The organism is Glutamicibacter mishrai, from assembly GCF_012221945.1.
Taxonomy (GTDB): Bacteria; Actinomycetota; Actinomycetes; order Actinomycetales; family Micrococcaceae; genus Glutamicibacter; species Glutamicibacter mishrai.
Window position 1 is genome coordinate 3,297,361 of sequence record NZ_CP032549.1, and the last position, 25,706, is coordinate 3,323,066.

A 25,706-nucleotide genomic window follows, 5' to 3' on the forward strand; every position below is an offset into this window, starting at 1 on the left:
CACCACGCAGATGCCTGAACTGCCAGAAGTGGAAGTAGTCCGTCGGGGCTTGGACAAATGGGTGCGCACTCGAACAATCGAATCTGTTCAAGTGCTGGACCCTCGTTCAGTCAGACGCCACCTCGACGGTGCGCTGGACTTCGAACAATCCCTGACCGGCTGCACCGTTTCCTCCGTCGTACGCCGCGGGAAATTCCTCTGGCTCGGGCTTGATGGGTTGGAAATTCCAGCGGTCCTCATGGCGCACCTAGGTATGAGCGGTCAGCTGCTCGTGGAGCAACCAGAAGCACCAGACGAAAAACATCTCAAGGTCAGGATCTCTCTGACTGAACGCCTGGATTATCCAGGTGAGCTCAGGTTCGTTGATCAACGGATTTTCGGCGGGATGTTCCTATCCCCGCTGGTTCCGAGTCCCGACGGACTGCCTGCTGGCCAGGGCTCTAGCGAGTCAGCCATCCCACAGGCCGCGGCGCATATTGCCAGAGATGTCCTTGATCCGCACCGCACCGCAGAAGACCTGTATCTGGCCTTGCGGAAGCGAAGCACCGACCTCAAGCGCGCCATCTTGGATCAAGGCGTTATTTCTGGAGTCGGCAATATCTACGCTGACGAAGCACTATGGCAGGCAAAGCTTTCGGGACACCGGAAAACTGCAACGATCCGACGCCCGGAAGTGCAACGTCTCAACGACGCCCTGATCGATGTCATGACTCGCGCACTGGCGGCCGGGGGAACGAGTTTCGACTCGCTGTACGTAAACGTCAATGGCGCCAGTGGCTACTTTGCCCGCTCACTGAACGCCTATGGGCGCGAGGGCAAAGAATGCCTACGATGTGCGCAGGACGGCAAGGTAACTCTGATTCGCCGAGACCCATTTATGGGGCGTTCGTCGTACTCATGCCCGGTGTGCCAGCCGAGGCCACGAACTTCCCGTTAGATTTTGCAAGCAGCTGCCCACCCGCCTCATGCGGGTTGGCAGCTGCTTTTTCTAGGAGAGCTCGTCGAGCAATTCGCCGAAGCGACGCAGAACATGGCGGCGCCATCCGCCATTCATGATGTTGCGTGCCATGGCCTGGTGTGGATCATCCAGATCAAAGCCGGCGTGGACGAGGAACAGACGAGTGCCGTTCCCCTCCGGCTGAAAGGTCCAGGACACCGTGGTCGCCATGGCATTGGAGCTGTCCGCATCGGCCCAGCTGATCGTCAATAGCTTTTCGGGTTCAAGCTCCAGCACCGCGCAATCGATCAGACCAGAAAAGTTGGTCTGTTCGATGGGCTGGGTTTGGAAGTTGAACTTGTGCCAGACGCGTGGTTCGAAGTTGTTGGGCATCAGACATTGCTCCATGATTTCCGGAGTGGTCAGCGCCTTCCATAATTTGGCCGGCGGATGCGGGAAAAACTGTTCAACCTCGATGCGGGTCAAGTCTTCTTGCTCGGTCATCAGTCTTCCATTCTGTCCAGGACATCGTTGAGGGCATTAAAGCGTTCGCGCCAGAAGCGTTCGTAGGGGGAGAGCCAATCGAAGAGCGTCGCCAACGGATCGGCGCTCATTGAGTAGTACCGGAACCGCCCGTCTTGGCGTTCCTCTATCAGCCCGGTCTCGCGCAGGGCACGCAAGTGTTCCGAGACGCTGGCGCGGGCCATATCGAACTTGGCTGCGAGGTCTCCGGCGCTGAGTTCCTGCTTCAGGAGTGCGTCGAGAATATCGCGTCGAGTCGGATTAGCGAGCGCCGCAAAGACTTCATCCAGGGGACTGGATTTAGTGCGTCGTGGCATTTGACGTTCCTATCTGCTGATTCAAGATCACTGCAGTGCCGCAGGTGTTCGCCAGCAAAGCAAAGACGCTTTGAGTATATGTAGGAAATCTCCTACGCGTCAATCATGAGCATCCGAGATCATGACTGCGGGACTCTTTTTCCTGTAGCAACATTGGCGCGCTGCCGTGGACGGCTTGAGGACGCGCAGAGTCTGCGCCTCGGCACGGCTTAGGTCTTAGAGGTTTGGGGAAGGCCGCTTCGCAGTTGATCCTGTCTCAATCGGTAGCGCCGCAGTGCGGCTCCAAGCGCTCCAGCTCCCGGGATAGAGCTTGCCACGTCTGAGCCCTGCGTATTCCATGGACAAGAGATTGTGGCAAGCAGTAACGCCCGCACCGCAGTAGCTGACTACATCTGCGGCTTGCAGAACGCCCGCGGCGGCAAAAGTCTCGCGAACCACTTCAGGTGGCGCCATCGTTGAATCCGCTTGAAGATGCTGCCGGCAGGGGACATTCATTGCACCAGGGATGTGTCCACGGCGAGGATCAGCTTCCGGCACCTTGCCCAAGTTTCTATCGACCTCGGGCTCTTCGCCGCGGAATCTATTCGCCGGCCTGGCATCAACAATCAGAGACGACTCATCTGCAGCCAGTTCCTCAGTAGATAGCAGGGATCCAGCTGGCCACGGGCGCGGAAGGAGCGTGGCCTCGCGCGATTGAGGCACTGTGGTTTCAAGCTTGCCGGTGAATGCCTGGATACCACCTGAAACTACCGACGCGGGCACTTCGAGCAGCCGTAACATCCAAACAAGCCGTGCCGCAATGACACCGCCAGCATCGTCGTATGCCACTACCGGAACAGTGCCGTCAATACCGGCGCGTGACATGGCCGCGGCGAAATCCTCCGGCGTGGGGAATGGGCCACGGCCAGAGTTCTCGGTGATTTCCCCGGTGAGCGCCGTATCGAGATCGACAAAAACAGCACCGGGAACATGGCCCTGACGATAGGCAGCAAACCCAGAACGGTCCCAAAACCAGCGGCTATCAACGAGTACAAAGTCCTCGACTTGGCTTTCGCACCATTGCCAGGTGACAAACGGTTCCATGCGCCCTCACAAATGAAGATACAACTGAAGAAAAATTGGTAATTCCAATATTTGGCCAGCTGGCTGCCGCTTGCCAAGTTGTGTCCAGCATGTGGTGCCGTGGGTGCCGGCGCCAAGATTCGCAATCTTGGGCGCAGGGAAAAATCAGGCTAGCTGCGACGCCAGAACCTGCTCGTTGAATGGTGCCCAAGCGTCAACAGCCCACTGGCCAAAATTCTTGTCGGTCAGGGTGACACACGCCAGGCGGTGCTCAGGATCTACCCACAAGAAGGTGCCCGACTGGCCAAAATGCCCGAAGGTGCTTTCTGGGTGGCTAGCGCCGGTCCAGTGTGGATTCTTGGTGGAACGAATTTCAAAGCCCAATCCCCAGTCGTTGGGATTCTGTCGCCCGTAGCCTGGCAGGATTCCGGCCAGATTCTCGAAATGGACTCGGGTGGCATCATCCAGAGTTTGCTTCGCAACGATGGTTGGGTTGAGCAACTCGGCAGCGAACTTCGCCAGGTCATCGGCGGTGGACCGGCCGTCTTTGGCGCAGCTTCCGGCAATTTCAGTCTGGGTCATTCCCAGGGGCGCGAAAACCGCCTCGTGAGCGTATTCGGCCATGCTGATACCGGTCTGCTGCTCCAGGTGCTCGGCTAGCTTCTCGAATCCGGTATTCGAGTAGCCGCGCTTGGTGCCTACGGCAAAGCGAATAGTTTCGGAGTCGAAGTCATAGCCAGCGGTATGTGCCAGCAAATGGTGAACCGTTGATCCTTCAGGCCCAGCCGCGTCCTCCAGAGTGATTGCTTCTTCTTCCAGAGCTACCAGGAAGGTGTAGGCGCTGAGCAGTTTGGTCACCGACGCAAGTGAATAAACCCGGTTCATATCGCCGTGCTGATCAACCACGTCACCGCGGCTGTCCACAAAAACGGAAACTGCGTTCTCGGAAGGCCACTGGTCAATCTGGCTCAGAATGCTCATGGAATGATCTATCCCTCGATATTTCTTGATGGTATTTGCGAGCAGAATCAGAAAAACCCAAGCACGCTTCGCTAGAATTGCGTGAAGGATTGAGTGTTACTGCCCAAACCAACCATAGCGATCTGACCCAAACTTAGGAACTTCACGCCGTGCATCTAAAGACTCTTACCGTTCGCGGATTCAAGTCTTTCGCGTCGGCAACAACCTTTGAGTTTGAACCCGGTGTCACCGCAGTAGTCGGACCCAACGGGTCGGGAAAGTCCAACGTCGTAGATGCCCTGGCCTGGGTCATGGGGGAGCAGGGCGCGAAAACCCTTCGCGGCGGCAAGATGGAAGACGTGATCTTCGCCGGTACTTCCGGACGACCGCCACTAGGCCGCGCCCACGTTTCACTGACTATCGATAACGCTGATGGCCAACTCCCCATCGACTATGCAGAAGTCACCATTTCCCGCACGCTGTTCCGCGCCGGTGGCTCGGAATATGCCATCAATGGCAACTCCTGCCGATTGCTGGATATCCAAGAGCTGCTCTCGGATTCAGGCCTCGGGCGGGAAATGCACGTCATTGTCGGCCAGGGCCAGCTGGATCGAATCCTTCACGCCACCGCTGAAGATCGCCGCGGCTTTATCGAAGAAGCAGCCGGCGTACTCAAGCATCGACGCAGGAAAGAAAAGACCCTGCGCAAACTTCAGGCGATGCAGGGCAACCTGGATCGCCTCGAAGACCTCAACTCTGAGGTGCGACGACAGCTGGCGCCACTGGGCAGGCAGGCAAAAATCGCCCGCCGCGCTCAGACCGTGCAGCACGACGTCCGCGACGCCAAGTCACGCCTTCTTGCCGATGACCTGGTGACGATGAACAACCGTCTGGCCCAAGACATCGATGATGAATCAAAGGTCCAGGCGCAACAACAGGAAGCCACCGACCGGCTTGAGCGAGTCAAAAGGCATATCGCAGAACTCAGTGCCCAGATCGAAAGTGTGACCCCGCGCCTGGGGCAAATGCAAGATACCTGGGTAGCGTTGAGCACCCAGGCAGAACGGTTCCGTTCACTGGCGGCGTTGGCCCGGGAACGCAGCAAACTGCTCGAGAGCAATGAAACCCATTTTGATTCCAGCAGGGATCCTGAACGACTTGAATCCCAAGCGGAACGGCTGAGCGAAGAACTTGAAGAGCTTGAAGAAGCCGTCGAGGACCGCCATGAAATTCTCGCCGAAGCGGTAGAAGCCAAAGAGCACGCCGAAGAAGAATCGCGGGCCGAACAACAGCGCATGGCCGCGATGCTCCGTGCAGCCGCAGATCGGCGCGAAGGAATCTCCCGTTTGGCTTCGCAGGTGGCATCGGCACGAAGCCGCGTTGATGTCACCCGGGCCGAGATTGTTCGTTTGCAGGAGAGCGTTCAATCCTTTGATTCTGATCTTGAACTTGATCAGCGTTCCCATGACGACGTCTCCGCTGATTTGGAAACCCAACTTGCCGGGGAAACCGATCTAAATGAAGCTTTCGAGATAGCGGATCACGAATTCTCTACCTTGGCCCAGGCCCAGCAGGCTGATGTCCAACGCGAACGCGAACTCTCGGTGCGGGTCTCCGGGCTGCGCTCCCGGTTGGAAGCTCTGAAGCTGAATACCAAGCCCGATGACCAGTCCTCGAAGCTGCTGCAGTCTGCCTCGACTGAGTTGCTTGGACGCCTCGGCGAGCTGATGACCGTCAACCCAGGCTATGAACAAGCAGTGGCAGCGATCCTGCGGGATAACGCGGAAGCGCTTGTAGCTCTTGATGCCTCCTCGGCAGCGAGGTTGCTTGAACAGCTCCAGGCTGATGAAGCCAGCGCTGTCTTCCTGCACGCCAGCGGCAATGCAGATCAACCATCAACGCCAAGCCTTCACAGCGCTATCAGCGCTCGCGACGTAGTCGGTTCCGAGGACAAGATCTCTGCGCTGCTGGACCAGCTATTCGCCGGACACTACGTGGTTGAAGAGCTTAGCCAGGCCCAGGCGGTCGTCGCGGAATATCCAGCGGCCAAGGTGACTACCCTGGAAGGGACAACCTTCTCAGACTTGCGCAGCTCTGTTGGTGATGCAGCCGGCGCTTCGCTCATTGCCCAGCAGGCCATGGTTGAACAAACAGAAACGGAACTCAACGAGTGCCAGAGGGAGCTCTCACTGGTTGAAGAACGCATCGCCGAACGTTCCCCGCAACTCTCAGTCGCCCAGCAGCAACGGGACGATGCGCTCTCGGCGCTGACCGAATCCGATGCAGCCATCGACGAGCTCAGCTCCTATCTAGCCCGCTTGGGTCAAAAGCTGCGCAGTGCCCAAGCCGACAAGCTCAAACTCATCGAGCGCCTTGAAGCGTCGAATGAGAAGCTGGAGATCGAACAGGAATCCCTGGAAGAGATCACCGAGCGCATGGAGATGGCCTCCACGGATCAAGAAGAAGAGACCATCGACGACGCAGCGCGTGCCGCGCTGGCCGATGCAGCCGCGGCCGCCCGCCAGCAAGAACTTGAAGCCCGTCTCGCATTGCGCAGCAGCGAAGAGCGCGTTTCCGGCTTGCGCTCTCGCATCGAAGGGCTTCGCCGCACCGCAGTTGCTGAACGCAATCATCGTGAAGTTGCTGCCCGTCGCGCTGAACAGCGCAAAGCACAGGCTGCCAACGCCAGCAGGGTAGAGCAAGCAGCCGAACGCGTCTTGCGTTTCATCGAAGTTTCGGTTTCGATGGCAGGCCAAGAGCGCGAAGAGCTCGCCTCAAAGAAGGCAGAACTCGACCAGATGCTCAGCAACCAGCGCACCGAGGCAGAACAGCTGTCCGCCGAATTGGCCAGATTGGCTGACGCAGTACACCGCGATGAGATGGCGCGTGCCGAGTTGCGCCTGCGGATCGAGAACTTGGAAACCAAGGCATTGGAAGAGTTGGGGTTCACCCCCGATCACCTGATTGCCAACTACGGCCCTGACCAGCTGATCCCCGAAGCCATCGATGAAGACGACAAGTGGGGCAGCCTGCGCCAGAATGTCGATGAAGAAGGCAACCCTCTCGGAACGAAGCCTTTCGACCGGGTGGAGCAGGAAAAGCGCCTCAAGAAGGCCGAACGGGACCTGTCCGCCTTGGGCAAGGTCAACCCGCTGGCTTTGGAAGAATTCGCGGCCCTGGAAGAACGGCACAAATTCCTCTCCGGCCAGCTGGAGGACCTGAAGAAGTCCCGCGGCGACCTGGAACAGATCATTGCTGACGTGGACGCGCACGTGGAACGGGTCTTCACCGAGGCGTATAACGACACTGCAGTTCAATTCAAGCGGATCTTCGATCGCCTGTTCCCGGGCGGTGAAGGCCAGCTGGTGCTTACCGACCCCGAGCATATGCTCACCACCGGCATCGAGGTGGAGGCGCGCCCCGCAGGCAAGAAGATCAAGCGCCTTTCCCTGCTCTCAGGCGGCGAACGCTCGTTGACCGCAGTGGCGCTGCTGGTCGCGATCTTCAAGGCCCGGCCGTCGCCTTTCTACGTCATGGATGAGGTTGAAGCCGCCCTGGACGATATGAACTTGGGCCGCCTCATCACCATTTTTGAAGAGCTTCGCGAGTCCTCGCAGCTGATCGTGATCACTCACCAGAAGAAAACCATGGAAGTCGCGGACGCGCTCTACGGCGTCACCATGCGCGGCGACGGTGTGACGACGGTGATCAGCCAGAAAATGGAACGAGCTGGCTCCCAGTAGTCGTCAGCCCGCCCGTCATCGCTTCGTCCGCGAGGTTACGCTGAAGCCTTGCTTCGCTGTCTGCCAATGGCCGCCCGTACTGCACGCAGCCGGTCCTTTGGGCGCTGTGCATCTGGAGCCAGTCTGACGGCCTGCCGCATGGACGTCTCCGCGGCTTCAAGTTCTCCGGCCTTAATAAGGCATTCGCCATGACGAAGATGATAAGCCGAGCGATCGGGACTGATCGCTAAAGCCTTCTGCATGGCGCTCGCCGACCGCGCATAGTCTTTGCCAGCGGCAAAAACGTAGCTCAAGCGCACCAAATAATGAGAATTACCTGGTGACATTTCGATTGCTTTTGCCATGGACTCTTCGGCGTCGAGTAATTCACCGGCCATGAGCTGCCATTCTCCCAACCGAAGCTGGTACTCCGGCTTATCGGGCGAGAGGGAAATGGCCTGCTTCATTGCGGCTATAGCGTCATTCCAACGCTCAAGCTCAGCGTATACGTAGCTCAATCGGACATGGGCATTCGAGGATTCTGGCTTTAATTGGATTGCTTTGGAAATCGACGATTCCGCCTCAGGCAGGCGGTTAGCCAGGCGCAACAGGTCTCCCAATCGGAGATGGAATTCAGGCTTGGACGGAGCAAGCTTGAGTGCTCGTCTCGTGGCTCGGATAGCGTCCGGAATCTTCTGCTGCCGTTCATGGATAACGCTCAAGCGAAGATGCGCGCGGGCCATCGTCCGGTCGGTCTCAAGTGCCTGAAGGAATGCCCCTTCCGCTTCTTGCAGCCGTCCGACTTTTAGCAGTAATTCACCGAGACGGAATGGAAGTCGCGCTATTTTGGGGTTCATGGAAGACGCAGTTCTCATGCTGATAATTGCATCATCATAATCTCCAATTCTGGATAACTCTGACGCCTTCTTTTCATGAGGATAATGAGTTAATTCAGTATTGGTTTTAACCACGTTATGGAAATTATTCAGATCAAATTCACCGTGCGCTATTTCGCTCACTAGGCGCTTGAGTTTATAGGTGTCGTTCAAGAAGAATGAAACGGGGTGCCCGCCGTATTCGAGCGGAACGACCGTTGCATTGGTCATGCGTTTGATGCAACGGGCGTGTTCGACATCTACGGTGTCAGGGCAGTAGAACACGTAGCCCTGGGAATCCTTGCAGTCGCCATTGCGGATGTAGTTGTGCTTGAAATCGATTATCTTTCCTTCATCACCCCAGCGATCATCCTGAACTTCTCCGCCTTCTTCGATGTCATAGAGAGGGGAGAGCGCGATAAAGGTCTTGGCGTTGAGCTTGGATGCAAGGCTGATCGCAGCCATGCCACCCATGCTTCCGCCATAGGTGACGATCGAAGTGCCTTGCGCACGTTCCTTGATGATGTCAATGACTTTTTCGATTTCATCGGTCTGGTACCAATGATTTCTACTGCGCTTAACCAAAAATTCATTTAAACCTAGTTGCGCAAAGATGCCTCGACCGTATCCGTTTTCAAATGGGCTCGGTTCAGTAGTGCTGATGTATTTGTTTCTCGCCTCAAAAGTGACTATTGATATGGGGAAACCGCCATCATGATAGTCGAGCGCTAGGTCGCGTCCGACAAAAAGTTCTTCATGGATAATCTCATTCTTTTGCACCTGTAAACCCTAACCTTTAGCTGGCAAAACGTTCAATAGATTAAGGCGGGTGGCGTGATTCATTTTGCTGGTGTGCCAGCTTCGTCACCGTGAGCGTAAGGCAAGTAGTCACCGGAACCGTTATCGACGATCGCGGTCAAACCACCCTTGGTGGGCGCGCAACCTTCTATGGGCCGCAGGTTCGGTTGGCAGATGGAGGGGACACAGCGGTTCCATCAACTACGGTGTTCGAGTTCAATGCGGATTGAATGAGCAGCCCTGAAAACTACGCTGCAGAACACATATCGGGCAAAGCTCAAAGGCGGGGCCGAATATTGATTACTGCGCTGTTGTCGGATCACCACTTCAGATGGCACGGTCCTGGGGATTCGAGTTCTGTCATTCATTTCGCCGGTCGGACTGCCAGAGGACACGGTGATAGCAGATGACTGTAATCAGTCTCACGCGTGTTTCTTGAATTCATGCTGATATAAACACCACTACTCAGCTCTGAATGCGAGCCAATCATCTATGATATGAAAAGAATAGGAATCTATTTCTGTATTAGTTCTTCTGCAGCAGAGGTTGGTTGGCTGAATGTCACGCCGTTCGTTCATGATCACTTGGATAATTGACGAAAAATTCGGGGGATTGACGACTGCGTGCTTGCAACGTGCTAGTAGCTTCGCAAAGAAATATGGCAAGTCGAATGTTGTAACATTCGCTTATACGCAACACCTCAATTCTACGGTTGAGCGATTGCGCGGAATCGGGCTAATTGCTTCTGGTGTGAAGGTTCATAACTTGTATTCCGACTATGCCTCCAGAGTCTCGCACCCGCCGGTGAAGAAGCTGGCCGTAAAGGCGGAAGGCATGAAATGGTCTGTGGAGCCAGTAGAGTCCCAGGTTAATGATGCCGGGATCTTCAAGCATGTGTATGCGCACACGGACGATTCCGCTTCTTCGAGGATCATCTATTCTCGACCGGATGGCTCCAAGTTCATGTCTGATGCGAAATTCGTGGCTGATGGTGAATCAAAACGAGAAATCGCGATATTCAACGGGGCAGGTGAGGTCCTCAAGAAATTCTCATCTGCCTCATCGCTGTACCGTCATTGGCTGACTGAAATTGTCGGATATGAAGAGTCGATCGCTGTATTCGACAGCAGCTTTGTAGCCTCAATGATGGGACCATGGCGTGCGCCGAAGACAACCAAAATGTTTGTCTTTCATTCGTCACATGTTGTGGCCGGTGCTGAACCGGAAACGGGTCCAGTGGTACCAAAGCATCAAAAAATTGCAGCAAACGCCGATAATTGGGATGTTTTCGTATTCCTCACTCGGCAACAGGCTGATGATTTCAACGCGCGCTTTGGCCACGAATCTAAGTCTGTAGTTATCCCGAACATCATCAAGAGTTCCTCGCTCAAGAAATTCTCTCGTCGTAATGACCCTAGGCAAATCATTTCAGTGGGAAGCCTCGACAGCAGAAAACAAGTAGATCATGCTATTCGCGCAGTCCATGAATTAAAAGAATTGGGAGTCGACTGCAAGCTCGCAATCGTTGGAAAGGGCCAAAAGCAGCACGAGTTGCAATCCTTGGCAAAGGAACTCGGATTATCTGACCGTATTGAGTTTGCAGGGCACGTAGATGACGTACCGCGGCGACTTGCAAATAGTGGGATCTTGTTATTCACAAGCAAGCTGGAGGGCCAGGGGTTGGTTCTCTTGGAGGCGCAATTCCATGGCTGTGTGCCTATTTCGTATGACGTTCGATATGGCCCAGCGTCTGTGATCGATAGCGGTGTTAACGGGATGCTCGTTGGACCCAACGATATTCACGCATTGTCGTCGCACGTTGCGTCACTGATTGATAATCCGAAGGAATACAAGCGGCTTTCCAAGCAGGCCCACTCATCGGCCAAGCGTTACGCTCGGCAAGACTTGACCAATCTTTGGATCAAGGCGGCAAAAAACGCAAGGTAGCCGACAGTTCGTGAGCTTAACAGCGACGGATAGCTAATTTCGCTGAGAATACCTCTCGCGCCACTTTACCTTTGGCCATTGACTGCGGGACGAATCTCACTGGAGATCGGTTGGATTGAGTACCGCACGCGTTGTAGCCGAAGAAACGCATTCCTTCAGTTATGACACCCCTTTTCCCTCCCGAAATATCACCGCGGGAACGAAGGCGGGAAGGATTCCGTCGCGTTGCCGCGAAGAGAAGAACCGAAGCTCAAATCAAGGCCGACCTGCGCCTCTCTGAAGCAAGGTGTTTATCTAACCACCTAAGTTGAGCACCTAAATAACTCTGGGAAAGTGTTATCAAATTGTAACAACACTAATCAGAGCGCATTTACCTTCCCGTTGGTGCGCAGGTTGTTGTTTCCTTGGGAATATAATTAAGTTTGAAATTCATTGAAGCCTAGAAGGTTTCACTATCAACGGGAATCAAATGGCACTGTTTAAACGACGCTCTAGATCGCAAAAGCACGAAGTTTCTAAGGCAGTTCTGACTCCGACGCCCGTAGGATCTGAAACTCGAAAATTAACTCTGCCGACTACAACGCCGGTTGCAGAGCGTGAATCTCAGGTACAGCCAATCTCCTCTGATTCGAAGGGCATTCTGGTCAGTGTAATTATCCCTGTCTACAATTCGATGCCGTACCTAACTGAGATGCTTAACTCACTCGAAGGCCAAGACCTATCGAAAGGGAAATTCGAGGTCATTGCGGTTGATGATGGATCAACCGACTTCGGCGGCGAGATTTTGGACATTTATGCCAAACGAAACCGAAATTTCACCGTTATCCATCAGGCGAACAGTGGCTGGCCTGGCAAACCGCGCAACGTAGGAATGAAACATGCGCGAGGAAAGTATGTTTTCTTCGTTGATGGGGATGATCGTCTTGGGCCACAGGCGTTGCGCCGAATGACAAGCTTCGCTGAGGAACATGATGTGGACGTTCTCGTTCCAAAAATGGTGGGTATTGACGGGCGCCGTTCGCCGGTGAAGTTATTTGAACGTACGATCAAAGACGTTCCATATGACTTCATTTTGCACACGCTGTCGCCACAAAAAATGATCCGAAAGTCACTGCTGGATATCCATGGAATTCGTTTCGTGGAAGAAAAAGTGAGACTCGAAGATGGTCTGGTGATGGTCGAGTGCTATTCCGTCGCCAAACGCACCAGCATCTTGGCTGATTACAACTACTACGAAATTCGCCTGCGATCAGACGGCCAAAATATCAGCACCGGTCACATTGAGCCCAAGGGCTACGTTGCTTCACTGAGCAAGATCGCGCAAACGGTATGGGATTACGCCAACGATGACCAGGAAACGAGCAAGAAGCGAATTGCTGGGCTGTTCAGGCGCAAGGGACTCACGTTCTACATGGGACAACGGTTCCTTCGGCTACCTGAACGGGAACAGCGCGAGTGGGTGGCCCACCACAAGGTCTTTCTTGAACGTTTCGGGCTCACTGACGTTAACGAGTTTTTTGCTCAATCCGAGGCCCGTCGAGTTTCAGCCATCCTAGAAGAGAACGTGCCTGAATTAGAGCGTATGGCGCAACGCGAAGCAGAAGCTCAACGGCCGCCGGAAGTGACCCAAATCAGCGTGAAGCAGGACTTGGTGGAACTTATCGTTGAAGTTCCGGATGCTGGTCCTCGTCCGACCGGCGCGCTTATTACAGATCGCGAAACCGGAGAAATAACGGTCGGGACCATCTCCTTCGTCGGTAGCACATCAAGCACTGTGGTGTTTTTTGATCGCCGAGCCATCCTGCAAAACGTGAAGCGACTCGGAAACCTATTCCTTGAATACCAGAATGCTTCTGTGAAGCGAATCAAGATGGGGAAAGGTTGCCAGGACACTGCGCACGCCGGCTTGCGAGTTTATGCCACAGAGAACGGATTCTTGAGCATCGACCGAAGGAAAGCACAGTAAACAGAAGGCGTCAGCCGCTGCGTCCAAACCGCGATGCGAGCCTTAGCCATTCTTCGGTTCGGACGGAAGAAGCGATCATCCTACGGGATGCGGCCGCCATTGTTTCCGCAGTCGCATCTTCATGAGTGTCGCAGAGGGGAGAGCGCTGCATGCACTCGACGTTCGCGTGGGTTTTATTCAGCTAGGCGCACCGGGCGGATGGTCTTCGGCACGAGCAACCATGCGATAACTCCTACGAGACCTACGATCGCTGAGATGCTAAAGGCCATTTGGAAGCTAATGGCATCGGCTACAGCACCGGCCAGCAATGGGCCGATAATTGAACCAAGGTCCGTGCACATTTGGAATCCGGCAAGTGCCTTTCCGCCATTGCGGCCAGACCCAATAACATCGGCAACTGCCGCCTGTTGCGCTGGACCGAGCATGCCGCCGCCAAAACCAGCCAGGACTGAAAAGACGATAAAGCCAACGAGCGTGGTGGAAAAGCCCATGGATCCGATGGAAACCAGCAATAGGCTCATGCCGAGTATCACCGGGATTTTGCGCCCGATGGTATCTGTCAGGCGACCGGAGAAAATCAATGCGCAGCCATTGCCAATGGCGAAAGCGGTCATCGAAACCCCGGCAGCTTGGGCCGCCATGTCGTTGCCAAAAATCATGAGCGCAAAGAGTGGGATCATACTGTTGCGCACGCCCAGAGCAAGCCAGCCATAGCTGAAGCCGGAGAACATGGCTGCGCGATAAGTAGGGGAGCTCAGGGCTTCTTTGGTCGTAACCACCGGAATAGCAGCCTGGTGCTGCTTTAGCGTGCTCGTCGCTTCATCTAGCTCTCTGCGGCGGCCTAATGCCCTGTAGACCAGAGCCGCCGCTATGACCAGGGCCGAACCATAGATGACGAATGGAGCACGAATTCCCAAGGGCGCGAGCAAGGAACCGAGCACCGGTCCGAAAACATTTCCGAGCAAAAAAGAACCGGCATAAAGCCCTGAAATTCGACCCCGCGACTTTTCAGGCGCCAAGCGTGAAATCAGTGCCATCGCCGAGATGGTGAACATGGTGGATCCGAAACCGCCGAGCCCGCGAGCAATCAGCAGTTGCGTGTAATTCTGCACGACAGCGCAAAGCAGGGTGGACACTGCCACCAGGAGCACGCCCGTCACATAGATCCTGGGTTCTCCGAGTTTCCCAACCAATGCACCCGCTGCGGGAGCAAAAATAAGGCGAGTGAATGCAAAGATGCTCACGATGATCGTGGCTGCCGCATTACTCACGTGGAAGCTCACTGCGTACTGCGGAAGAATCGGGGCAATGAGGCCGAAGCCGAGCGCGATGATGAATGCGGCGACCAGGAGCACACGAATTTCGGCTGGGATTGGCGCCAGAGCAACTCGGTTTCGATTCAGTGCCATGTCTTTGAGAAATCGATCATGCCAAGACTTGGCAGATCTCGTGCCTTTCTTCCAACGGTGATCGGGCCGGCAGGCCCACCTAGCAGTCTATCGTTGAATTCAACGTGTATTTCTTCCGAAAGCCCAATGGTGCTGGATCCCCAGAACCAACTTCGTGTGAGACGATTTAACACGTGTCTGATTCGCTTATATTAACCATCATCATTGTCGCGGTTGTTGCCGTGGTGGGCATCGGCGTCATCGCCTTTGTCACCAAGGGCCGCAAGCCCAAGACTCCATATACTTCTGAACGCGATGCTGACGACCTGCCGGCCGGCCAGGGCGCGGACGGCACTACCGATGTCGCCTCCGACACCGCAGGTGCCACCGATACTGCCATTGCAGTCGAGGAACCTGTCTCCCCTGCAGCTCCGCAGCTCGACGTTCCTGAACCGGTCCAGGGCCGTTTGGCACGTCTGCGTGCTCGCCTGACCAAATCGAATAACATGTTCTCCAAGGGCCTGCTGGCACTGCTCAGCCAGGACTCCATTGATGAGGACGTCTGGGACGAAATCGAAGAGAATCTGCTGATGGCAGACCTCGGTACCGAACCAGCCATGGAACTTGTTGATGCCTTGCGCGAACGTGTGAAGATCGAAGGCAGCAAGGATCCAGCACGCGTGAAGGCCATGCTCCGGGAGGAGCTGCTGAAGCTTGTTGATCCAAGCCTGGACCGCAGCTACCTGCCGGAACCGCATACAGACCGTCCAAGCATCATCATGGTCGTAGGTGTTAATGGTGTTGGCAAGACCACCACCATCGGCAAGATGGCTCGCGTGCTTGTTGCTGAAGACAAGGACGTTTTGCTCGGTGCGGCTGATACTTTCCGCGCTGCTGCTGCCGAGCAACTGGCAACCTGGGGCGACCGCGTTGGTGTGCCTACCGTCCGCTCGGATATCGACGGCGCTGATCCAGCCTCGGTCGCATTCGAAGCGGTTTCGGCTGGCATCGATCAAGAGGTCGACATCGTCATGATCGATACCGCAGGGCGACTGCAGAACAAGGTCGGCCTGATGGACGAACTTGGCAAGATCAAGCGCGTGGTTGAAAAGAAGGCCACCATTGACGAGGTGCTCCTCGTTTTGGACGCAACTACCGGACAGAACGGCCTGCAGCAGGCCAAGGTGTTCTCTGAGGTCGTCAATGTTACCGGCATTGTGCTGACCAAGCTGGATGGCACCGCTAAGGGCGGCATCGTGGTGGCGATCCAGCGTCAGTTGGGTGTCCCAGTGAAGCTGGTTGGCTTGGGCGAAGGCCCGGACGATCTGGCACCGTTCAACCCGGAGGATTTTGTGGACGCGTTGCTCGAAGGCTAACCTGCCGTCACCCAGCAGCCTCGGCCCCGCCATTCGGCGGGGCCTTTGTTCTGCCCGGGGTTGCCTATTAGTAACGAAATCACCTGCACTTCACCGAAGACGCGGGAAATTTCCCTATGGTTTCCATCCTTCCAGGACAGGGGTCGCCGCGGCAGCTGCACTGAGAAAGTTGAAAACGACTAGTGGCACTTGTTTCCTCAGCGCCCATCGTCCGGCGCGCGACAAGGCAACCAGATCATCCCTGTTGCTGGCATTGAATGCAGCATCACTTTAAAATATAAATGTTTGATAAAATTCTTGCTGGTAGGGAAGTAATGCCATAAGCTTCAACTGGGTTAGCCTTCTGCGGTCTGGAACCCGGGATCACCACTAGCAGTCTTGGTTGGAACGTGGGGAAGTTATTTGACGCTCAGGTCAAAATTGCACTACAAGCGAGCTGCCATGGCGGCTCTAAGTACCCTTGCCCTATTCATCCCCCTGCTGATGACAGCGCCATCAAGCTCTGCGCTGGTGCAACGAGGGATTCAAGTGCAACTTCTCTCTTATGATCCGGAGAACGCTCCGCCGTCAAAGTTCATCAAAGAAGGTCACTGAGACGCGCACAACCGAGAATCTCAACCTTCGCGCCTCGGCGTCGACTGGCAGCCGCTCGCTGGGTGTGATGCCTAAGGGAACGGTCGTGCAGCCCACGGGGAAGAAGCAAGATGCGTGGTGGCAAGTCAAGTGGGGAGGCAAAACTGGATGGTCTTCGAGCAAGTATCTGAGCACACGGACGTATATCAAAGACGACTCCATACGATACATGACTCGGTACACGCCGATTCACGCAACGAGCTCGCTAAGCAGCCGCATAGGCTCGGTTAATCTGCGCACACAAGTCAGTCTGCTGGAAATCAGCGGCGGTAGTGCCCATATCAAAACCGTTTACTACCACGGTTGGGTGGAAGCCAAAAACATAGTGCGTACCCGGCCAGCCAAGCAATATCGGTATGTGCAGAAAAGCGGTGGCATCTACTCGCACCAAGATCCAAACAAAGACTCGTATCTGGGGAGGATTCACCATGGCGACAAGTATGAGTACCGCCGATGGGATGGAACTCATCGTTGCGACGAAATCTATGTCAACGGACGCTGGGTTTGGGCCCAAACCACCAACCGGGACCCGGTAGCTTTCCAGTACCGGTATGCGCAGCGCGATGGCTCGGTGTACAGCTCTGCGAGCAAGAGCAGCTCCAAAGTGGTAGGCAGCATCAAGCTCGGCGCAAAGGTGCGCTGGGGTTCCTGGGATGCTGCGAATCGTCGCGACGAGATCAATTTGAATAGCAAGTGCGTTTGGTCTGCTGTCACCGATCTCGGAAAGCCAGCAGGCTATATTCCTCCTGCCGTTGATGTGAAGAACTACTCGAGGTTCAGCACCACCGGCCTATCTCTTAAAAAGAATCCGGTCTCCGGGGCGGCTTCGGTTGGAAGCATCAAAAAAGGATGGAAAGTCACCGTCACGCACAAGGCTGACGGGGGATGGGTGCGGATTGATGCTGGCTCGTTGTCCGGGTGGATCAAAGAAGCCGAGAATCTCAGAAGCCACGGTCTTTACTCCGTGGCAGTCTACAGAACACTGCGCAGCGGGCAATCCGCGTACAACGTGATGGGAGGCTTCCAGCAAAAGGTCAAGGACCAAAGGCTTGCCAATCCTTCGCTTTATCAATTGTGGAATGCCAATTGGACGTTCCTGACCAACGGGCCGAAGACTGTCGTGGCTGAGCAATTCCAGTACTCGGACTCCGCAGGTCCGGCCATGCTCAAGAAGGTGGATATCTATGAAGGCCAGCTGAAGTACCAAGGGTAGCCCATGTACACACGGCAGAACTTCAACCTGACCGATGGATCTCAGTCGTGGACATATAAAACCACGTCGTTCTCGGAGAAAGTGGTCAAGAATTGCGGCCGCTTTATTTCATCCGGGGACTTCTTGAAGCACTCATAGGGCAAGGGACAGAATCATGGATAAGTCATTTGAAAGCGCAGAGCTGAAATCCATCAAGGACCGCCGACGCAAGATCGCCGTGTGCGCTGGAGCAACTGTTGCCGTAGTTGCCGTGACAAGCGCACTGATAATAGGCAGTCACAGTTTCTCGGCTCAGGCTGGGCCCACGTCGGATAAGTTGCAGGATAGCCTGGCCAATGACGCCGAAACCGATGCTGAGACAGGTGAGGAAGTCAAAGTGGACACCGAGGCCCAAGTCATCAAGGACCTCGGCGAACCGGGCAAGCTCACAATGGACGGATCAACGAAGCCCTCGTTCGAAGTAACGGTCCACAGCGTGCAGGTCGAGAAATCATGTATCCTGCGTGGATTCGATGAAACAATCACACCCGAAAATGGAGTTTTTCTCGTCCTGGATGTCAGTGCTTCGCTCGCGGCTTCCGCGGCCAAGGTGGTTGACGAAGAGATTGCTCTCATGCCATTGGATGCGTCGTCGTTCGGAGCTTCCCCAGGGAAGAATAAAAACGTTGTCTACGACTTGAACACTGTGGCGGCATTCTACTGCGAGGTAGACAACCCATTGGATATCGCTGTTGGAGCAGGCGACGATATTCGAGGCAAAGTGGTGTTGGATTCGCCGTATTCCACCGGTCAAATCGTTTATGACCCGGACCAGAGTGGCGGTTGGACCTGGAGCTACTGATCTCGGCCGGGGATTTCCATGCACTAGGCCATGCGAAACGACACCCCACGTAGGCGTGGGGTGCGACACGCCCAAGGATCAGATGTGAAACTCCTCTAGCTGAAGTGGATTCCCTCTCGAATGTCGTCTTCGTAACGACACAAGTCAACTGACATTTGAACGAGAATGGCGCTAGTTGTGAACAGAGCATGGCCAGTTTAGCTCGGGCAGATTTTCAGAAACCCGTCAGTTTTTCCGGTAAATATTGACTGCGAGCGATGGCGTCTCACTAATTGGGTGGCCGGCTCTACGCAGACAACTCAGACGGTAAAGGATCCATCCAGCAGTGTCGTCCAATCAAGACTTGCCCTTGCCCGCAAAGCCGGACTCGAAGCCCCGTGGATTCCGTGCGGATATCCAAGGGTTGCGTGCCATTGCCGTAGGCATCGTAGTTTTGTATCACTTCTGGGGACATTACTTACCAGGCGGATTCGTCGGCGTAGATGTATTCTTCGTTATCTCCGGCTTTCTGATTACATCGCATTTGATTTCCAATCCGCCGAAGAACATGGCCGACATCGGCCGTTTCTGGATGCGCCGCGTCAAGCGTCTTATCCCGGCCTCGTTCCTCGTTATCCTTTGCAGTGTCGCCGGTATCTGGATCTTCGCGCCACAAACCGTCTGGCAAGACTGGGGTCTGCAGGCCATTGCGGCGACCTTCTACTTCCAGAACTGGTTCTTGGCTTTGACGAAAGTCGACTATCTCGCAGAAGGCGACGCGCCTAGTCCGTTCCAGCATTTCTGGTCCCTATCCGCCGAAGAACAGTTCTACTTCGTGTGGCCAATCCTCATCGGACTCCTCATTTTTGCTGCGTTGAAGTACAAGAAGGCACCGAGGAATCTCCTGCTAGGCGGCATCGGGCTGGTATTCATACTTTCCGCCGGGTATTCGCTCTACGCCACCGCTACGGATCCTGGCGCAGCTTACTTCTCGACGTTCACTCGTGTGTGGGAATTCGCCGTCGGAGCTTTGGTCGCCGCGCTGGGGACTGCCGCGCACGCAGCGAAGAACGATATCGTCAGCTTGATTGGTTCTTGGGGCGGCCTATTCGCCATTGCCTTCGGTGCCCTGGCATTCACCGGAGAAATGCCATTCCCCGGCTTCATCGCGGCTATTCCGGTATTTGGCACCGCTCTGCTTCTGCTCTGCAATTCCACGCATAAGTACTCGCCAAACTTCTTGTTGAATACCAAGCTGTTCCGATTCTTCGGTGACAACTCCTATGCCATCTACCTTTGGCACTGGCCATTGCTGGTCCTGGTGCCATTCATGGTCGACGATTTCAAGTGGCCGCAGAAATTAGTGGCCCTGGCATTCACCTTGATTTTTGCAGTCTTGACGCAAAAGCTGGTGGAAGTTCGGTTCAGGAAGTTCATCGACGCCTCAGCGTTGCTGTCTGCTCCCCGATTCCTGGCTGCCGGCAGCTTGGTCCTGGCATTATTCGCAGGTGCCTTTTACCTCACCAGCGTTCGCGTTGCTGATGACGCGCGAGATATCAACATGGCTCTTGCGCAGGTGGAAAAGGCAGTGGGCGAAGACTGTTTCGGGGCTTCGGCGTTGACTGCAGTATGTGGCAATCCGGCTGCTGTGCAAAGCACCAACCAACTGGTGGCCCCAGCCCCCGTTGCCGCAAAAACCGACAAGCCAGAAGTCTACAAGGACGATTGCTTTGCAAGTTCCTCTACTGACTTTCAAGATCGACCCGTTTGCCACTACGGCCAAGGGGATATCAAGGTGGCATTGGTCGGGAACTCACACGCAGGACAATGGTTTCCGGCGTTGGATAGCCTTGCCAAGGAGAACGGTTGGCAGATCGATACCTACTTGGCCAGCCGTTGTTCCGTCATGGGCGAGAAACAAAAATTCGAAGATCGCGCAAGCATCGATGGTTGCAGCGATTATGGAGTCTGGGTGACCGACCAGTTCAAAAAAGAGAACTACGATTTGATTGTCAGCTCTAACCGGCAATCAGTGGCGGTAAGCGGTCACAGCATGAAAACGTCCGAAGCCCCGGCCACTGAAGCCTTCAAAGAGATTCTGAAAGACTGGTCAGAAACCGGAGCAGAGGTTGTGGTCATCCGTGACACTTCGTTCCCTGGGACTTCAATTGATAGCGCCCCGGATTGCGTTGCGGAAAATGCAGAGCAGCCGAGCAAATGCAGTGGCGAGGCCAAAGATTGGATCCCGATGGATCCTCAGGTTGATGCAGTGAAAGAACTTGCTGATCCGGATGTTGTATCAGTTGACATGAATGATCAGCTTTGTGAGGACGGGCAATGCTACACGGTCATCGGGGGAATCTTGGCCTATTGGGATCATTCGCATCTGACGGCAACGTACTCCCAATCGCTTGCCGAAACACTGGGATTGCGTATCGAAAAGGCGTTGGGTTCAAAGAGATTGTTCCCGACCTCGTAGTTACAGAGCAAATTCCCCGTTGAGGAGTAGAGGCTGCTGCTGGATTTAGTTCCGGCAGCAGCTTTCGCATTTATTTCTGCTTTGCGGCGCTATATTGTCCGCCTGCCCTGCCATGATCAGCAGTACTCGGATGCACTTGGGGGATCCGGGAACTCGCACCCATGAAATGGAGCAGAACCATGAAAAGGTTCATTTGGCTGGCATCAGCCGTAGCCATGGCCCTGTCGCTGACCGGCTGTGGCGTTTCGACTGAGGACTTCGAGAAAGCTCGAGCCTCGGCCTCGGCGCTGGACACCGAAAAACAAGCACTGGCGGCGCAACTGGAGCAGGCGCAAGCCTCGTTGGAATCAGTCCAGGATGAAGCGGATGAGCTGCGTGCCGCTGAAGAAGAACGTCGGGCAGAAGAAGAAGCGGCGGCATCCCGAAAAGCTGAAGAGCAAGCGGCCAAGGAAGCAGAAGAGAAGGCCAAAAAGGAGAATGCGAACCGGGCCAAGAAAGTCAGCCAACGGGAGCTGGCCCAAATCGTCAAGAAACCAGATGCCCACATTGATGAAAACGTCATCCTATACGCCAGGATCACGCAGTTCGATTCAGGGACCGGTCCATGCGCATTCAGGGCAGATCTGAGCCACGCCCATGTGGGCAAATACGACTACGAACACAATTCGATGTTCACAGCTGGCGATCGATTGCTCGACTGCGAAATTCTCGATGACTTCGTCGCTGATGACATTGTTCAGGTCACTGCCACTGTTCTTGGATCCTTGACCTATGACACCACCATTGGTGGATCAACCACGGTACCGAAGTTCCAGGTGGTCAAGATCAAGCAGGCCTAGGCAGTTCCAATGATTGTGGGCTGTGCGCCGTTGCAAGGCAGTTTTGGCAACGAGCGCCAGACCCACAATCACAGCCAGCCATCCCGAGAGTGAATCAGGCGAAACAACGTCGAAACATCCGCGAGAACCAAACGTTACGCAGGGACGTGTCTTGATACACAGTTGAAACGAATCGGCGAGTGTATCGAAACATCCATCGCGAAGAATGGACTCAACACCGGGCCAAGGACACCGTAATCCTGCAGTAGGGCCCGACTCGCCACCGATACACCGAACACCTTGAGGGGATGTGATCCTGATGGAGTTGGACGTAGCCAGCTTATGGATCCTGATAGCAGCCGCACTTGTCTTGATGATGACACCTGCACTTGGAATTTTCTACGGCGGTATGACTCGCTCTACCGGCGTGGTCAACATGATGCTGATGAGCTTCTCCGCCGCGGCAATTACCGCCGTGGTCTGGGTACTGTGGGGGTACTCGTTCTCCGCAGGTGAACCAACCATCGCAGGTATCGTCGGAAACCCGATCAGTGATTTCGCGATGCACAATACCGAACAGGCAGACCTGCTTTCTGCAGGCTTCTCCGGCACCTTCGCCATGATCTCGGTAGCGATCATTTCCGGCGCCATCGCCGACCGCGCTCGTTTCGCTCCTTGGCTGTTCTTCATCCCACTGTGGGTCACCCTGGTCTACGCACCGGTTGCCTTCTGGGTCTGGGGTGGCGGCCTGCTTTCAGCAGATGGCTTCCTCGGCAAGATCTTCGGCGAAGCAATTGACTTCGCAGGTGGCGCAGTAGTCCACACCAACGCAGGTATCGCAGCTCTTGTACTCGCACTCAAGCTCGGCCAGCGTCACAACTTCCACGATCGCCCACAGCCTCACAACACTCCGCTGGTCATGCTCGGCGCTGGCCTTCTGTGGTTCGGTTGGTTCGGCTTCAACGCCGGTGCCGCCACCACCATCGAGCAGGCTGGCTTGATCTGGATCAATACTTTCGCAGCACCAGGTGCAGCAATTCTCGGTTGGATCCTCATTGAGAAGTTGCGCGGAGAGCGCGCTAGCTCGGTAGGCGTTGCTTCCGGTCTGGTTGCCGGTCTGGTTGCTATTACTCCTTCCTGCGCAGACCTGGCCCCATGGGCAGCACTGCTTCTCGGCCTCCTGGCTGGTGCCGGTTCGGCTTGGGCAGTCAACCTGAAGTGGAAGCTCGGCTACGATGACTCCCTCGACGTGGTCGGTGTCCACCTGGTGGCCGGTATCATCGGTACCTTGTTCCTTGGCTTCTTCGCACTGCCAACCGAGGAAAGCGCTGGCGGCCTGTTCTACGGCGGCGGCCTGTCGCAGCTTGTTGCACAGTTCATGACGCTTCTCGTAGTAATGGTCTTCTCCGCAGTAATGACCTGGGCTATCGCCACCATCATCGGCAAGTTCAGCCCATGGCGAGTATCGGCCGATATTGAAATCGCCGGTATCGACGCAGCCGAGCACAACGATGCTGGCTACCAGTTGGCCTCTAAGTAAAGGGGTGGGACCTGAAAAATAACAAATACATAATCAAGGGGTAGGACGCCATCACGGTGTCCGGGAGACCGCCGGTGGGCCATGCAGCCACCGGCGGTTTCCGCACTTAACGGCCTATTCCGGGCTAGATGTGTAAACCATGGGAATCGCTGGACCCGCTGGAGAGCACGAGTCGGTGGCCTCTAGCGTGGAGAATATCCAGCCGGATTTCCCGAGAAACAAGGAGAACGCCATGGCCAATGAACCGAAGCATCCAACTGACCCAGGGCAGCAGCCGGAATCGGTGCCGGGCCAGGACAGCGAATACCTCACCACCGCGCAGGGCGCACCGGTCAGCGATACCGACCATTCGCTCAAAGCAGGCGAACGCGGTCCGACCTTGCTGCAGGACCACCACCTGCGTGAAAAAATCATGCACTTCGACCATGAGCGCATTCCTGAACGCGTGGTCCACGCCCGCGGGGCCGGGGCCCATGGCCTTTTCACCAGTTACGGCAATGCCGAGGAGCTGACCCGGGCCGACTTCTTGAAGCCCGGACGTACCACCCGCGTTTTCGTGCGTTTCTCCACCGTGGTCGGTTCCCGCGGCTCGATGGACACGGCCCGCGATACCCGCGGCTTTGCCACGAAATTCTATACCGAAGAAGGCATTTTCGACCTGGTGGGCAACAACATCCCGGTGTTCTTCATCCAGGACGGCATCAAGTTCCCGGATCTGGTCCATGCCGCGAAGCCGCACCCGGATACCGAGATCCCGCAGGCGCAATCGGCCCACGATACCTTCTGGGATTTCGTCTCCCTGCATACCCCTGCCCAGGCCCACGTGATGTGGCAGATGAGCGACCGTGCGATACCCCGCTCGCTGCGCATGATGGAAGGCTTCGGCGTGCACACCTTCCGCATGGTCAACGAGGCGGGCAAAGCGTCACTGGTGAAGTTCCATTGGAAGCCCAGGCTCGGCGTGCACTCGCTGGCCTGGGAAGAGTCGCAGCTGGCCGCCGGCGCGGATCCGGACTTCCACCGCCGCGATCTGGCCGAAGCCATTGATGCCGGAGCCTACCCCGAATGGGAACTGGGCGTGCAGATTTTCCCCGACGACGGTTCGGGGGTCTTCGAGGGCATCGACCTGCTGGATCCGACGAAATTCGTGCCAGAAGAACTGGCCCCGGTCCAGCCGCTGGGCAAGATGGTGCTGGACCGCAACCCGGAGAACTACTTCGCGCAGACTGAACAGGTCGCCTTCCACCCCGGGCATCTGGTTCCGGGCATCGATATCAGCGACGACCCGCTGCTGCAGGCGCGGCTCTTCTCCTACCTGGACACCCAGCTGACCCGGTTGGGCGGACCGAACTTCGCGCAGATCCCGATCAACTCGCCGGACTCTCCGGTCAACGACATGTTCCGCGACGGCTTCCACCAGCACCGGGTGCCCAAGGGCATCGCGCCGTACAAGCCGAACTCGCTGGATGGCGGCTGCCCATACATGGCGCAGGTGGTTTCTGGCCAGCAGCCTCCGCTGGACTTCCCGCAGCCTGTGGCCTCCGGGAAGAAGATGCGTTCCGAGCCGGCCAGCTTCTCGGACCACTACAGCCAGGCGCGCCTGTTCTACATCAGCCTCTCGGCCGTGGAGCGCGCCCACGTGCAGCAGGCCTACTCCTTTGAACTGGGCAAGTGCACCGATACCGCGATCCGCCAGCGGCAGGTGGAATGCCTGGCGAAGATCGATACCCAGCTGGCCGCCGGGGTCGCCCAGGCACTGGGCCTGCCGGCACCGGCCGCAGTGCAGCTGGATGACCCGGTGGCCAGCCCCGCGCTGTCCCAGATCGGAAAAGCCTGGCCAGTGGACGGGCGCAAGGTCGGGGTGGTGTTCAACAGCGGAAACCACCAGCACGTGCCGGCAATAGCCCAGGCGCTGGCCGAACGGGGCATGTCCCCGCTGCTCGTTTCGGCCTCCGGCGGCGAGGTGGCCCCGGACCTGCCCATTGACCGCACCTACCTGACGGCGCGCTCCATCGAATTCGATGCGCTGGTGCTCATCGGCCCGTTGCCGCCGGCCCCGGACGCCGCGGTTGCGCTGGATGCCAAGGCCGGCGCCTTGGGGGCAGGCGGGGTTCCCATCGACCCGCGCGTGGCGTTGCTGGTAGCGGAGGCCTACCGGCACAACAAGGCCATCATCACCCTGGACGGGCTCTCCGATGGCCTGCTGCAAGCGGTGGGCCTGGAAGATGACGCGCCGGGCATCGCCCTGGTCGAGCTGTCGGCGGTGGCCGAGAGCGCGGAGCAGCTGCTTTCCACCCACCGCGCGTGGGAGCGCTTCCCGGTCGCCGAGTAGC

The 25,706-nt window shown here is 56.2% G+C and carries 17 protein-coding genes; 11 read left to right on the forward strand and 6 right to left on the reverse strand.

The annotated features are described in order from the left end of the window. Positions 1-10 precede the first annotated feature (10 nt). The gene (gene mutM / locus D3791_RS15375) at positions 11-937 is read left to right on the forward strand and encodes a bifunctional DNA-formamidopyrimidine glycosylase/DNA-(apurinic or apyrimidinic site) lyase (protein ID WP_172512717.1); all 927 of its coding nucleotides are present in this window, start codon (positions 11-13) and stop codon (positions 935-937) included. A 51-nt stretch (positions 938-988) separates the two neighbouring features. Here mutM and D3791_RS15380 read toward each other — a convergent pair whose 3' ends face one another. The 4 genes from D3791_RS15380 to D3791_RS15395 all read right to left on the reverse strand — a co-directional run bounded on the left by D3791_RS15380 (position 989) and on the right by D3791_RS15395 (position 3,819). Continuing rightward, on the reverse strand, positions 989-1,423 hold the full coding sequence (locus tag D3791_RS15380) for an SRPBCC family protein (RefSeq protein WP_246242167.1): 435 nt from the start codon (positions 1,421-1,423) through the stop codon (positions 989-991). A 17-nt stretch (positions 1,424-1,440) separates the two neighbouring features. Then, complete coding sequence (locus D3791_RS15385; RefSeq protein ID WP_172512719.1) at positions 1,441-1,776, reverse strand: ArsR/SmtB family transcription factor; 336 nt, start codon at positions 1,774-1,776, stop codon at positions 1,441-1,443. A 216-nt stretch (positions 1,777-1,992) separates the two neighbouring features. Beyond that, positions 1,993-2,859, reverse strand: coding sequence for a sulfurtransferase (locus D3791_RS15390; RefSeq protein WP_172512720.1), 867 nt, complete (start codon positions 2,857-2,859; stop codon positions 1,993-1,995). Between the two features lie 144 nt (positions 2,860-3,003). Then, positions 3,004-3,819 (reverse strand): serine hydrolase domain-containing protein, encoded by an 816-nt coding sequence (locus D3791_RS15395; protein WP_172512721.1) that lies wholly within the window; start codon positions 3,817-3,819, stop codon positions 3,004-3,006. A gap of 149 nt (positions 3,820-3,968) precedes the next feature. Between D3791_RS15395 and smc the strand changes: the two genes are divergently transcribed. Then, on the forward strand, positions 3,969-7,541 hold the full coding sequence (gene smc / locus D3791_RS15400) for a chromosome segregation protein SMC (protein ID WP_172512722.1): 3,573 nt from the start codon (positions 3,969-3,971) through the stop codon (positions 7,539-7,541). A gap of 35 nt (positions 7,542-7,576) precedes the next feature. Here the strand turns inward: smc and D3791_RS15405 are convergent, their stop codons facing one another. Next, positions 7,577-9,175: a tetratricopeptide repeat protein gene (locus D3791_RS15405; RefSeq protein ID WP_172512723.1), complete on the reverse strand. Its 1,599-nt coding sequence runs from the start codon at positions 9,173-9,175 to the stop codon at positions 7,577-7,579. A 576-nt stretch (positions 9,176-9,751) separates the two neighbouring features. Between D3791_RS15405 and D3791_RS15410 the strand changes: the two genes are divergently transcribed. Both D3791_RS15410 and D3791_RS15415 read left to right on the forward strand, forming a co-directional pair. Then, a complete protein-coding gene (locus D3791_RS15410; protein WP_172512724.1) occupies positions 9,752-11,140 on the forward strand; it encodes a glycosyltransferase in 1,389 nt (462 codons plus the stop codon). Positions 11,141-11,609: 469 nt separating this feature from the next. Then, a complete protein-coding gene (locus D3791_RS15415; RefSeq protein WP_172512725.1) occupies positions 11,610-13,106 on the forward strand; it encodes a glycosyltransferase family 2 protein in 1,497 nt (498 codons plus the stop codon). Between the two features lie 173 nt (positions 13,107-13,279). Here D3791_RS15415 and D3791_RS15420 read toward each other — a convergent pair whose 3' ends face one another. Next, positions 13,280-14,515, reverse strand: coding sequence for an MFS transporter (locus tag D3791_RS15420; protein ID WP_172512726.1), 1,236 nt, complete (start codon positions 14,513-14,515; stop codon positions 13,280-13,282). Positions 14,516-14,688: 173 nt separating this feature from the next. Between D3791_RS15420 and ftsY the strand changes: the two genes are divergently transcribed. The 7 genes from ftsY (at position 14,689) to D3791_RS15455 (ending at position 25,705) form a co-directional block, all read left to right on the forward strand. Continuing rightward, positions 14,689-15,870, forward strand: coding sequence for a signal recognition particle-docking protein FtsY (gene ftsY / locus D3791_RS15425; RefSeq protein ID WP_172512727.1), 1,182 nt, complete (start codon positions 14,689-14,691; stop codon positions 15,868-15,870). Positions 15,871-16,414: 544 nt separating this feature from the next. After that, positions 16,415-17,716, forward strand: coding sequence for an SH3 domain-containing protein (locus D3791_RS15430; protein WP_172512728.1), 1,302 nt, complete (start codon positions 16,415-16,417; stop codon positions 17,714-17,716). Between the two features lie 154 nt (positions 17,717-17,870). After that, complete coding sequence (locus D3791_RS15435) at positions 17,871-18,557, forward strand: hypothetical protein (RefSeq protein ID WP_172512729.1); 687 nt, start codon at positions 17,871-17,873, stop codon at positions 18,555-18,557. 325 nt (positions 18,558-18,882) lie between these two features. Continuing rightward, a complete protein-coding gene (locus D3791_RS15440) occupies positions 18,883-21,015 on the forward strand; it encodes an acyltransferase family protein (RefSeq protein WP_172512730.1) in 2,133 nt (710 codons plus the stop codon). A gap of 179 nt (positions 21,016-21,194) precedes the next feature. After that, positions 21,195-21,854: a hypothetical protein gene (locus tag D3791_RS15445; protein WP_172512731.1), complete on the forward strand. Its 660-nt coding sequence runs from the start codon at positions 21,195-21,197 to the stop codon at positions 21,852-21,854. Between the two features lie 298 nt (positions 21,855-22,152). Beyond that, the gene (locus D3791_RS15450) at positions 22,153-23,373 is read left to right on the forward strand and encodes an ammonium transporter (RefSeq protein WP_172512732.1); all 1,221 of its coding nucleotides are present in this window, start codon (positions 22,153-22,155) and stop codon (positions 23,371-23,373) included. A 139-nt stretch (positions 23,374-23,512) separates the two neighbouring features. After that, complete coding sequence (locus D3791_RS15455; RefSeq protein ID WP_425483120.1) at positions 23,513-25,705, forward strand: catalase; 2,193 nt, start codon at positions 23,513-23,515, stop codon at positions 25,703-25,705. Position 25,706: the final 1 nt, after the last annotated feature.